Origin of the sequence: Capnocytophaga sp. G2, assembly GCF_035282625.1 — a bacterium.
Lineage (GTDB): Bacteria > Bacteroidota > Bacteroidia > Flavobacteriales > Flavobacteriaceae > Capnocytophaga.
In genome coordinates this window covers 110,910-122,349 of record NZ_JAYKBU010000008.1, presented here as the reverse complement: position 1 = coordinate 122,349, position 11,440 = coordinate 110,910, and the positions used below count along the sequence as shown (strand labels likewise).

The following is an 11,440-nucleotide window of genomic DNA, read 5'->3' as shown; positions in this document are numbered from 1 at the left end:
ATTAAACTTTAAAAAACCTAAAGATTTGTTCTACCAAAAGGCAAGCTGAAAAATTTCACTTGGAGGTGGAATTGGCACAGTATTGAAAATTAAAAATAACACTTGATTTATTGAGAAAAAGTTGTAAATTTGCTTCCTTAAATTAGCTGTGAAATCCGTGGTATTTAACAATTGACAATTTAATAATTAGAAAAATGAAATTTGCAGAGTACAAAGCTTTAGAACTGACAAAGATAGCCCAAGAGATATTGCAATTCTGGCAAGATAATGATATCTTCCGCAAAAGTATAGATTTCCGTAATGGAAGGGAGCCTTTTATCTTCTACGAAGGTCCTCCCTCTGCTAATGGATTGCCTGGTATACATCACGTAATGGCACGTGCCCTCAAGGATATTTTCTGTCGTTTCCATACCCAGATGGGAAAGCAAGTATTCCGTAAAGCAGGTTGGGATACTCATGGACTTCCTGTGGAATTGGGCGTGGAAAAGGAATTAGGCATTACCAAGGACGATATTGGTAAGAAAATCTCTGTAGCTGACTATAATAAAGCTTGTAAGGAAGCGGTGATGCGTTATACTGATATCTGGAATGACCTTACCAAAAGGATAGGTTATTGGGTAGACCTGACAAACCCTTACATTACCTATAAGCCTAAATATATGGAGACCGTTTGGTGGCTTCTTAAACAATTGTATAACAAAGAATTACTCTATAAGGGCTATACCATTCAGCCCTATTCACCTAAGGCAGGAACAGGCTTATCTACCCATGAGTTGAACCAACCTGGTTGTTATCGTGATGTATCCGATACCACTATTGTAGCCCAGTTCAGGGTAAAAGACTTGTCTGCTCAGGCGACTACTGCTCTTAAGGCTTCTCGAAAGGAAGTGTATATCCTTGCTTGGACAACTACCCCTTGGACTTTGCCGTCCAATACCGCCTTGGCAGTAGGAAAGAATATTGACTATGTCCTTATAAGAACTTTTAACCAATATACCTTTGAACCTATACAAGTGATATTGGCAAAAGCTTTAGTAACCAAGCTGTTTGCAGGTAAGTTCTTTGAGACTTCTAAAGAGGCTGATTTTATGGCTTATGCCAAAGAAGAGAATCGTAAGAAGATACCTTATGAGGTTTTGGCTCAGTGCAAGGGAGCCGACCTTGTTGACACTACCTACGAGCAGCTCATTCCTTGGTTTCTTCCTGCCGAGAATCCTGAAAAGGCTTTTAGAGTGGTTGCGGGAGACTTTGTAACTACCGAAGATGGTACGGGAATTGTACATATTGCTCCTACCTTTGGAGCAGATGATGCCCGTGTGGGTAAGGAGAATGATATCCCTCCTATGTTAGTTAAAGATGAAAACGATAATTTGGTGCCTTTGGTGGATTTGCAAGGACGTTTCCTCAAGGGAAACAAGGTGCCTGAACTCTTCGCTGGAAAATATGTAAAGAACGAATATTACAAGAGCGGTGAAGCCCCTGAAAAATCATGGGATGTAGAAATGGCTATTCTTTTAAAGACAGAAAATAAAGCCTTTAAGGTAGAAAAATATGTCCATAGCTATCCTCACTGTTGGCGTACCGATGCACCCGTACTTTACTATCCCTTGGATTCTTGGTTTGTAAGGATGACTGCGGTAAGAGACCGATTAGTAGCCCTTAATCAGCAGATTAATTGGAAACCTAAAGCAACTGGTGAAGGACGTTTTGCCAATTGGTTGGAGAATATCAATGATTGGAATCTCTCTCGTTCTCGTTATTGGGGGATCCCACTGCCTATCTGGCGTACTGAGGATTCTAAAGAGGAAAAAATAATAGGTTCAGTAGCCGAGTTGATGGATGAAATTAGCAAATCCATAGCCGCCGGATTCATGAAGGAGAATCCTTTCAATGGGTTCAAGGTAGGGGATATGTCTGAGGAGAACTATAATAAGATAGACTTACATAAGAATATTGTAGATACCATTATCTTAGTGTCTGATTCCGGAAAACCCATGAAGCGGGAAAGTGACCTGATAGATGTGTGGTTTGACTCAGGTTCTATGCCCTATGCACAGGTGCATTATCCTTTTGAGAATAAGGAGCTAATAGAGAGTCGTAAGGCTTTTCCGGCAGACTTTATTGCCGAAGGAGTTGACCAGACCCGTGGTTGGTTCTACACCCTTCATGCGATTGCAACTTCAGTATTTGATTCAGTAGCTTACAAAAATGTAATGTCTAATGGCTTGGTATTGGACAAGAATGGTCAAAAGATGTCCAAGCGGTTAGGAAATGCAGTAGACCCCTTTGAGACTTTAGCCAAGTATGGCGCCGACGCCACCCGCTGGTATATGATTTCCAACGCCAATCCTTGGGATAACCTTAAGTTTGACGTAGAAGGCATAGAGGAAGTACGCCGTAAGTTCTTCGGTACCCTCTATAATACCTATTCCTTCTTTGCTCTCTATGCTAACTTGGACGGCTTTACTTATGCTGAAGCAGAGGTGCCTTTGGAAAAACGTCCAGAAATAGACCGTTGGATTCTCTCCGAGCTACATACCCTTATTGCTAAGGTGAAAGAAGCTTTCTTGGACTACGAACCTACCCGTGCTACCCGCCTTATCTCTGACTTTGTACAGGAGAACCTCAGTAATTGGTATGTACGCCTTTGCCGTCGTCGTTTTTGGAAAGGAGAATATGAGCAAGACAAGATATCTGCTTACCAAACCCTTTATACCTGTTTGGAGGTGGTAGCCAAACTTTCTGCTCCCGTGGCACCCTTCTTTATGGATAGGCTCTACAAAGACCTCAATGTCGTAACAGGTAAGGATAAAGCCGAATCCGTACATCTTACCGATTATCCAGAGAGCAAGACGCAATACATTGATAAGAAATTGGAAAGTAAAATGGAAAAAGCACAGAATATTTCCTCTTTGGTGCTTTCCCTCCGCAAGAAAGAGATGATTAAGGTTCGCCAGCCCTTACAGAAAATACTTATCCCTACCCTCAATAAGGAAGAAAGAGCAGAGATATTGGCAGTAGCTAACCTCATCAAGCATGAGGTGAATGTGAAGGAAATTGAGTTCATTGACGATGCTTCAGGTATTTTGGTCAAACAAATTAAACCCAACTTCCGTACTTTAGGACCTAAGTTCGGCAAGCAAATGAAGGACATAGCGGCAGTTATTAATAACTTTACTCAACAAGATATACAAGAACTTGAACGTCAGGGAACCAAAAAAATTACCTTAGACAAGGAGCCCCTAACCCTAACCTTGGATGATGTGGAAATTACCTCTCAGGATATAGAAGGTTGGTTGGTGGCAAGTTCCTCTACAGGGCTCGTAGTGGCTTTGGATGCTACCATTAGCGAGGAATTGCGCGCTGAGGGAATTGCTCGTGAGATAGTAAACCGTATCCAGAACCTTCGTAAGGATACAGGTCTGGAAGTAACCGATAGAATTCGTATCCGCTTGCAAAAGCAAAATACACTTGAGAATGCTGTCCATGTCAATGAGGACTATATCAAAGCAGAGACCTTAGCCAATGAAATCCTTTTTGCCGATACTCTTCCAGGAGAAGAAGTCGCTTTTGATGATATTGTAACTAAGATTAGGATTGAGAAAATGTAAGAAAAGAAACGGTAGCCATTCTCATTCTAAGCCTTATAGAACTGAAATCTTATGAAAGTACTTTTTTCATTCTTATCATTCTTCTTAATAGAATCCCTTATGATGGCTCAGGATACTACTGGAGTAAAGCATATATTAGAAGATTCACGAATATTAGCCTCTGGAATAGACTATCGAGGAGAGATGCGTAGAAGGATTTCTTGGAAAGACAAATATGCATCTGTAAGAGACAGTTATCTTTTGGACATGCTTATTGTCCAAGATAAGAAAACAAAAAAATATGGATATGTAACCTTCAAAAATAAGGTAGTGATTCCGCTTGAGTACGATTATGCACAGCCCTTTGGCTATCCTGATAAAATAGCTTGGGTCAAGAAAAATGACAAATGGGGAGGCATCACTCCACAGGGAGAGTTGGTCATTCCCTTCTTATATGAAGAAGCTCAAGAATTTAAGTCCGGAAGAGCCCTTGTAAGGCTTGGCAAAGAGTGGGGCTTTGTGGACAAAAAAGGGAATAAGGTCATTCCTACCATATATGAAGAAGCTGAGTCATTCCATTACGATACCCATTATACCAAAGCCAAAAAGAATGGTAAATGGGGATTTATTGATAAAGATGGAAAAGTACTTATTCCTTTTGAATATGACCTTATCTATACAGAGGAGGATTATTATCCGAAACCAGAGGATAAAATAAGAGTGGTGAAAAATGGCAAAATGGGACTGATTGATTGGAGTAACCAAATAATAATTCCTTTTAAGTATGGTTTTATATATCCTCCTACAGAGGGAATCTATGTAGTGTCTGCCGACGGAAAAAAAGGATATATAAAGGAGGAAGGGAAAGTTCTGGTGCCTCCCACTTATGAGGTTTTTCCTCTTTTCCATCCTTATAAGAGCAGATTCCAAGAGGGAACGGCTTTGGTAAGGCTTCATGGTAAGTTTGGCTTTATCAATACTCAAGGAAGGGAAATAATCCCTTGTAAATATGAAGCAGTTAAGAATAATTACTTCAGAGAAGGCATGATTCCTGTTCGCCACAGAGGTAAGTGGGGGTATATCAATAAAAGAGATGAAGTAATAATCCCCTTCCAGTATGACGATGCTGAATATTTTAATGATAACTTTTCACAAGAAGGGTTGGCTATTGCTAAAGTAAAGCGTAAGGACAAATGGGGGTATGTTAACAAAGAAGGGAAAGAAGTCATTCCCGTAATATATGATGAGATAGGAAGTTACTTTTTCAAAGGAATTTGTGATGCAAAACGTGATGGCAAATGGGGATATGTTAATACAGAAGGGAAAGAAGTCATTCCTTTTATATATGATTGGGTTTCCCTCATTAATGGAGGAGAAGGAGCCATAATGGCTTATCTCAATGGAAAGAAAATCTACATGGACTTACAAGGAAATCCAAAAAAATGACAAAAGTTCATGAGGGTGGAAAAAGAAAAAAGAAGATGGGTAAAAAAATGCTTATTACTCATGAATAATTGATAATAATTTTGTACCTTTGCGCAATTTAAAAATTAGCTTTTTCATAAAAAGAGGCTAAAGTCAAAGATTATAAATAAAAAAGAAATTATTTATGGAAGTAAAAGTTCGTTATTCTGATAAGGATTTGCAGGAGTTTAAGGGGCTTATTGAGGAAAAATTACGCCAAGCTCAGGCGGATTTAGAGTTCTTGCGTCAGGCATACCTCAATGGAGCTGATAATAGTGTGGATGATACCTCTCCTACCTTCAAAGCCTTTGAAGAGGGATCGGAGATGATGAGTAAGGAATCCAATATGGCACAGGCTACACGTTTGGAAAAGTTCATCCGTGACCTCAAGAATGCCCTTATCCGTATTGAAAATAAAACCTATGGTGTATGCCGTGTAACAGGAAAGCTTATTGATAAGGAACGCCTTAAGGCAGTACCTCATGCAACCCTAAGCATTGAGGCTAAGAATATGCAATAACACCTTATCCCTTTACCTAAACCTCATGTAGGCTAAGTCACAGTCGGCAGTGGTTCTCCCTGTGGAACCATTGCGGTACTTGGCAAGGATAATATCTATTTTCTTCTCCGTTTGCTCCTTAAGGGTTTCCTCTTCCCCCAATAATTCTTGATAATAATCTGGACGATATAGGAGCATGACATTATCCGCATCTTGTTCTATAGAACCACTCTCACGCAGATCGGAGAGGGTAGGGAGTTTGTTGCCTCGCTTTTCTACCTCACGAGAGAGTTGTGCCAGTGCCACCACAGGAATATTAAGTTCTTTAGCAAGCCCTTTGAGGAAACGAGAAATCTCTCCAACCTCTTGGTCACGAGTACGGAAGGATTTCCTATCATGGCTACCGATAATCAGTTGCAGATAATCCACATAAAGGATTTTTATTTTCTTTGTCCTTATCCATTCTTTGGCTTTCATTCTTATTTGCAAAAGACTCATACAGGAGGCTTCCTCTATATAAAGAGGAAACTCGCCAAAGGAAGCCCTGTATTGTACGGCGATCTCCATCTCCTCGCGGCTAAGCCCCTGTGTACAGAGGTGATTACTATTGATTCCTGCATAATTGGCAAAGGCACGTCCGGTTACCATCTTCCCCGTCATTTCCAAGGAGATAAACCCCACAGGATAACCACTGCGAGCTTGGTGCAAGGCATCATTCAGGGCAAAGGCGGTCTTGCCCATTCCAGGACGACCTGCAATGACGGTAAGTTCTCCAGGATGATAGCCATTAAGCCAACAATGAAGCCCTTCTATAGCCATAGGAACTCCTTTGTTCTGCTGGGGATTCAATAGCTCAGTGAGGTATTCTGCCGTTGTCCTCGAATGTCTTTGTTGTAGGTAATCAGTTGCTTTATCCAATTCACTTTGACAGTAATCCAAAAGGGCAAAAGGATCCGATTGGTCACTGGAGGCTTGTGTCTCCAAGTGCTGAGAGAGTGCTTTTATATTACGCTTTATATGGTTTTGTAGCAGTATGCGTGCATATTCCTCTATGTGTGCAGCGGAAGAAACCCTCTCGGTAAGAGATACCAGATAAGCACTCCCGCCTATCTCCTTGAGCCGATTCCGCTTCCTTAGCTCTTGACTGACTAAGCAGACGTCTATCTGACCGCTCTCCTTAAAGAGACTTAACATAGCCTCATAGATGACGGCATGCCGCTGGTCACCAAATACGTTTACTTCTCCAATGGCGTCTGTAAAGCGAGGAAATCCCTGCGCTTCTATGAGCATCCCTCCTAATACAATACTTTCTATATCTATATCAAGCATAGTTGAAATACGTTTTTAGCTAATCATTAATTATTAAATCATTAATCACTAATCTAGGTATACCGCCTGCCCGTGTTCATTCATTCCAAAGGTTCTGTATCTGGGGTATTGTGCTTGTTCTTCGGCTTTTTTCTGCTTCTCTACTGCCTCCTCCTGTTTCCTTTTCCGGATCCAATTCTTAAAATGGCTACAGTAGTCCCGAATATCTTTCTCATATTCTCCCTGTGATTCCAAGTGTTCGTGGAACTGACACAAGAGCTTAGAGAGCTGTTGCTTATCATTGATATTTAGTATCTTGAACATTACTTGTGTAAGCCTTTCATTGCTAAGGTATTCTTCCTTAAGTGCTTCTATGGGTTTAATCTCCCAGTATGTATTCCTTTTTTTAGGAATATAAGGGACAATCTGGTCTATAGAGATACTTTCCATAGAATTATGAGCAGGCTCCGCTATGTTTTCCTCTTTTTTAGTTTCTTTTCCCTTGGAAGGACGGTTTTTTTTACTACGAGCCTCCTCTTCAGCTTCTTCTAAGGAGAGTTCTTGGGCTACTACTTTGTTGTAAAGCTCAGGATGCCACCGCTTAAGGTTTCCCATACGTCCCTTTTTTCTGTTATTCACGGCGCTTTGGTGCCACTGTTTGGCTTCTCGGTTGAACTGAGCCTTGAAGGAAGCAAAGGCAATGCGAGTTACAAAGTCATCCACAGGGAAGGGAGGAATCTCTTGCGGTTGAGGGTCAAGATGATTGTTTAGGTGTTGCTGGTAGGCTTTGATGGTTTTGAAGAGCTTACCGGCTTGTTCGTCGGTGAGCTCGTCCAGTACTTCGAGCATGTCATTGTAGAGGATGAAGAATTTTTTCATAATAATGAAGGGATTTGTTTACTGAAATCATGAAGCTGAAGGGCGATGTGCTCCCTTCAATAACACCGCAAATATACAACATTTTTGTAGCTATGTCAAGGAAAAACAGAAAGAGAAGTGTCCACCCCTTAATAAGTGAAAAACGAAAAGTGAAAAACGAAAAGTGAAAAACGAAAAATTCTTCACTTTTAACTGTTCACTATTCATTATTCACTATTCACTGTTTACTGTTCACTTTCAAAGGAAGGTAAAGAATCCTTTTCCTTGAAAAATGGAGAAGTCGCTGGTGATGATGAATGATTTCGTTGTTTGTTTTTCGTTCCTTATTTTATTTCTTCTTCTTTATTTTTTTGTATTTGTATTTTTCTTCTTTTTTGTCTTTGTTTTAAGCGATAACAGGGATAGTAAGTATCGCACACGGCGAGTGTGGGGATAAGAAAAATTTTCTAAAAAAACTTGAAAAGATATTTGTTTGTTTATCAAGAAAAATTTATCTTTGCCAGGTTCAATAAACACTATATTTTAATGAAAGAACGTACAAGAAAATTAATGACTTTAATGGCTTTCTCGGCACTATTTGTAGCCTGTGGAGGAGAAGAGCCTAAGAAAGAAACAACCCCTATAGCAACTGTAGATATTCCTGTGGAAGGAGAAGCGGTTCAGGCAGAGCTTACCTCCCCCCCTCATGTACCTAAACCTGTAGGAACTCGTAAGGCAATGAAGATTAAGGTGGATTTGGAGATTATCGAGAAAGAGGGGGAAATTATGGATGGTACCAAGTATCTCTTCTGGACATTTGGAGGTACAGTGCCTGGAAGTTTCATCCGTGTACGGGTGGGAGATGAAGTGGAATTCACTCTTAAGAACCATCAGGATAACAAGCTCCCTCATAATATAGATATGCATGCGGTAACAGGTCCTGGAGGAGGTGCTGAAGCAACTTTGGTCGCTCCTGGTGAACAACGCACTTTCACCTTCAAATGCTTAAGTCCGGGTCTGTTTGTGTATCACTGTGCACAAGCACCAGTACCTTTGCATATCGCCAATGGGATGTATGGACTTATCTTGGTAGAACCCGAAGGAGGACTTCCTCCGGTGGATAAGGAGTATTATGTGATGCAAGGGGATTTCTATACTGATGGAGCCTATGGAGCAGGAGGAACACAAGCCTTTAACCAAGATAAAGCTTTGGCTGAAACACCTGATTATGTAGTATTTAACGGTAGGGTGGGAGCTCTTACCAATGATGGAGCTCTTACAGCAAATCCTGGAGAAACCGTCCGTCTTTTTGTGGGAAATGGAGGTCCTAATAAGGTCTCTTCTTTTCACGTAATTGGTGAAATCTTTGACCGTGTACATGTGGAAGGTGCCAGCTTAATCAATGAAAATGTACAAACAACCCTTATCCCTGCCGGTGGAGCCGCTATCGTGGAATTCAAGGTAGATGTACCTGGATCCTATGTGATTGTGGATCACTCCATCTATCGTGCTTTTAATAAGGGTGCGTTGGGATTACTTGTTGCTAAAGGAGAAGAAAATAGAAAAATATATGGTAAAAATGACCCTAAACCGTATGTCTCTGACCTGAAAATAGCAGTAACCCCTAAGAATGAGGGAACCATTGTAGCTAAAACTAAGCAACAACAGATAGACGATGGAAAAGCTGTATATACCAAAACCTGTGTTGCCTGTCATCAAGCGCAAGGACAAGGACTCGAAGGAGCTTTCCCTCCATTGGCAAAATCCGACTTCCTTAATGCCGATGTGAATAGGGCTATCGGTATTGTATTGCACGGAAAAACAGGAAAAGTTACCGTGAATGGAAAAACTTATGAAAGTGCTATGACCCCACAACCCCTCTCAGTGCAGGAAGTAGCCGATGTGCTTACTTATGTATATAACACTTGGGAAAACAGCAAAAAGGTGGTAACTCCTGAAATGGTACAGAAAGTGAAAGATCAAAAATAAAAGTGAAAAATAACCACTTATCTATTCAAGTTCCAAGCATTGGCTTGGTGGTGATACTCTCTGCCCTCTCCCTGCTTTTGCAGGGTACTTTATGGGGGCAGAAGGTAACTCCTATGGTACTTATAAAGGAAGGAAGCTACCTACCTATGTATGGAGTAAAGGAAAAGGATAAAGGAACTCAAAGAGTGAAAATAGCCTCTTTCTACTTGGATGTATATCCGGTAACCAATGCACAATATAAGGACTTCTTAGAGAAAAATCCTCAATATCAGCGCTCCCGTATAAAGGCTATCTTTGCTAAGAAAAGTTACCTATCCCAGTGGAAGGATGATTTGGACTTTGCTCCTCTTGACCCGCAGGCTCCTGTAACCAATATATCATGGTTTACCGCTAAGAAATATTGTGAATGTCAGGGAAAGCGCCTCCCCACTACCGATGAATGGGAGTATGTTGCCCAAGCGGATGCAACTACTCCTAATGCACAAAACAAGAAAAGCTATTCGGATTATATTACTCATTGGCTGCAAACCCCTAAAACCTATGAAAACAAGATAGGAAGCACCCCGAAAAACTATTGGGGAGTGTATGATATGCATGGCTTGGTATGGGAGTGGGTCAGTGATTTCAATAGTGTATTCTTCTCTGGAGAGGCACGTAAAGATAATTTTGGCGATGATGCGCTCTTCTGTGGAGGAAGTGCCCTGAATGCCTCAGACCTTACTAACTATGGTGCTTTCATGCGCTATTCTCTCAGAGGCACCCTAAAGGCAAACTATACCAATAAAAATTTAGGCTTCAGGTGTGCTAAGTCAAGGGAAACGAAAAGTGAAAAATGAAAAGTATCGCCAGACAAGTGTGACAGTTTAGAAAGTCGCCCAAGCGAATATATGAATAAAACTAAGTCATTCCTGTATGAGCCATAGCTGCTCAATACTTGAAATAGAACAAATAAATTAAGAATTATAACCATTAATTATTATGAAAAAATTATTATTCATGGCTGTGAGCCTCCTTATGCTCCAAGCCTGTAAAAACAATACCACAGAGGCTAAATCATCTACTGAGGCCACTTCAGAGCAGCCTGCTGCTGAGCCAAACGCTTCTCAGAAGACAGATACACAGGCAAAATCTACAGAAATCTCCGACCTTTCTATCTACAACCTGCCAGAGACCTGGACTACCCAAAATGGGAAGGATATTCAGTGGAAGGACTTTAAAGGAAATGTTTTGGTGGTAGTGATGATATATACCTCCTGCAAAACGGCTTGCCCTATCCTTATTCAGGATATGCGTGAGATTCGCAAGGCAGTGGAAGCTCAGAACATCGCTCATAAGGATAAAGTCAAGTACATCTTGGTGAGTATTGATCCTAAGGTGGATACTCCTGAACACTTGAAAAAGTTCGCTCAAGAGAATAATATGGATGATGACCAATGGGTATTCCTTCGCTCCGATGAGGAAAAAACACGTGAGTTCGCAGCTGTCTTGGCAGTGAATTATAAACAAATCTCTCCTATTGACTTCTCCCATTCCAATATCATTAGTGTATTCAATGCACAGGGAGAACTTGCTGTCCAACAGGAAGGATTAGGTATTGACCGTACCAGCATCGTAGAAGAGGTGAAAAAACAACTTGAAAAAGTAAACTAATAACTGTATTTAGACTATAAATAAATAACAGAAACCTTCCCTATAAGAAGAAAAAATTCCCTATTAATCATTGAAAAATCAA

General features: G+C 40.8%; 8 protein-coding genes. 6 read left to right on the top strand and 2 right to left on the bottom strand.

Annotation, left to right across the window (positions count from 1 at the left end; all coding sequences use genetic code 11):
• The first annotated feature begins 194 nt into the window (after positions 1-194).
• The 3 genes from ileS to VJJ03_RS06355 all read left to right on the top strand — a co-directional run bounded on the left by ileS (position 195) and on the right by VJJ03_RS06355 (position 5,574).
• Positions 195-3,611: an isoleucine--tRNA ligase gene (ileS, locus tag VJJ03_RS06365; RefSeq protein WP_323974495.1), complete on the top strand. Its 3,417-nt coding sequence runs from the start codon at positions 195-197 to the stop codon at positions 3,609-3,611.
• Between the two features lie 51 nt (positions 3,612-3,662).
• Positions 3,663-5,036, top strand: coding sequence for a WG repeat-containing protein (locus VJJ03_RS06360; protein ID WP_323974493.1), 1,374 nt, complete (start codon positions 3,663-3,665; stop codon positions 5,034-5,036).
• Positions 5,037-5,199: 163 nt separating this feature from the next.
• Positions 5,200-5,574, top strand: coding sequence for a TraR/DksA family transcriptional regulator (locus VJJ03_RS06355; protein WP_009746065.1), 375 nt, complete (start codon positions 5,200-5,202; stop codon positions 5,572-5,574).
• A gap of 12 nt (positions 5,575-5,586) precedes the next feature.
• On the opposite strand, the gene VJJ03_RS06350 is transcribed toward VJJ03_RS06355, so the two are convergent.
• Both VJJ03_RS06350 and VJJ03_RS06345 read right to left on the bottom strand, forming a co-directional pair.
• Positions 5,587-6,882 (bottom strand): replicative DNA helicase, encoded by a 1,296-nt coding sequence (locus VJJ03_RS06350; RefSeq protein WP_323974492.1) that lies wholly within the window; start codon positions 6,880-6,882, stop codon positions 5,587-5,589.
• 48 nt (positions 6,883-6,930) lie between these two features.
• Positions 6,931-7,740 carry a DUF6291 domain-containing protein gene (locus tag VJJ03_RS06345; protein WP_323974490.1) on the bottom strand — a complete coding sequence of 270 codons (810 nt, stop codon included), beginning with the start codon at positions 7,738-7,740 and terminating at the stop codon, positions 6,931-6,933.
• Positions 7,741-8,265: 525 nt separating this feature from the next.
• Between VJJ03_RS06345 and nirK the strand changes: the two genes are divergently transcribed.
• The 3 genes from nirK (at position 8,266) to VJJ03_RS06330 (ending at position 11,358) form a co-directional block, all read left to right on the top strand.
• Positions 8,266-9,708 (top strand): copper-containing nitrite reductase, encoded by a 1,443-nt coding sequence (gene nirK / locus VJJ03_RS06340; RefSeq protein WP_323974488.1) that lies wholly within the window; start codon positions 8,266-8,268, stop codon positions 9,706-9,708.
• Positions 9,709-9,821: 113 nt separating this feature from the next.
• The gene (locus tag VJJ03_RS06335; protein ID WP_083808025.1) at positions 9,822-10,544 is read left to right on the top strand and encodes a formylglycine-generating enzyme family protein; all 723 of its coding nucleotides are present in this window, start codon (positions 9,822-9,824) and stop codon (positions 10,542-10,544) included.
• 142 nt (positions 10,545-10,686) lie between these two features.
• Positions 10,687-11,358, top strand: a complete 672-nt coding sequence (locus VJJ03_RS06330) for an SCO family protein (RefSeq protein WP_323974486.1) — start codon at positions 10,687-10,689, stop codon at positions 11,356-11,358.
• Positions 11,359-11,440: the final 82 nt, after the last annotated feature.

What these genes read in the sequence shown, in the direction of transcription:
- VJJ03_RS06350 (WP_323974492.1), bottom strand. Translation starts at nt 6,882, where the DNA reads ATGCTTGATATAGATATAGAAAGTATTGTATTAGGAGGGATGCTCATA.
- VJJ03_RS06335 (WP_083808025.1), top strand. Translation starts at nt 9,822, where the DNA reads ATGGTACTTATAAAGGAAGGAAGCTACCTACCTATGTATGGAGTAAAG.
- VJJ03_RS06360 (WP_323974493.1), top strand. Translation starts at nt 3,663, where the DNA reads ATGAAAGTACTTTTTTCATTCTTATCATTCTTCTTAATAGAATCCCTT.
- VJJ03_RS06355 (WP_009746065.1), top strand. Translation starts at nt 5,200, where the DNA reads ATGGAAGTAAAAGTTCGTTATTCTGATAAGGATTTGCAGGAGTTTAAG.
- VJJ03_RS06345 (WP_323974490.1), bottom strand. Translation starts at nt 7,740, where the DNA reads ATGAAAAAATTCTTCATCCTCTACAATGACATGCTCGAAGTACTGGAC.
- VJJ03_RS06330 (WP_323974486.1), top strand. Translation starts at nt 10,687, where the DNA reads ATGAAAAAATTATTATTCATGGCTGTGAGCCTCCTTATGCTCCAAGCC.
- nirK (WP_323974488.1), top strand. Translation starts at nt 8,266, where the DNA reads ATGAAAGAACGTACAAGAAAATTAATGACTTTAATGGCTTTCTCGGCA.
- ileS (WP_323974495.1), top strand. Translation starts at nt 195, where the DNA reads ATGAAATTTGCAGAGTACAAAGCTTTAGAACTGACAAAGATAGCCCAA.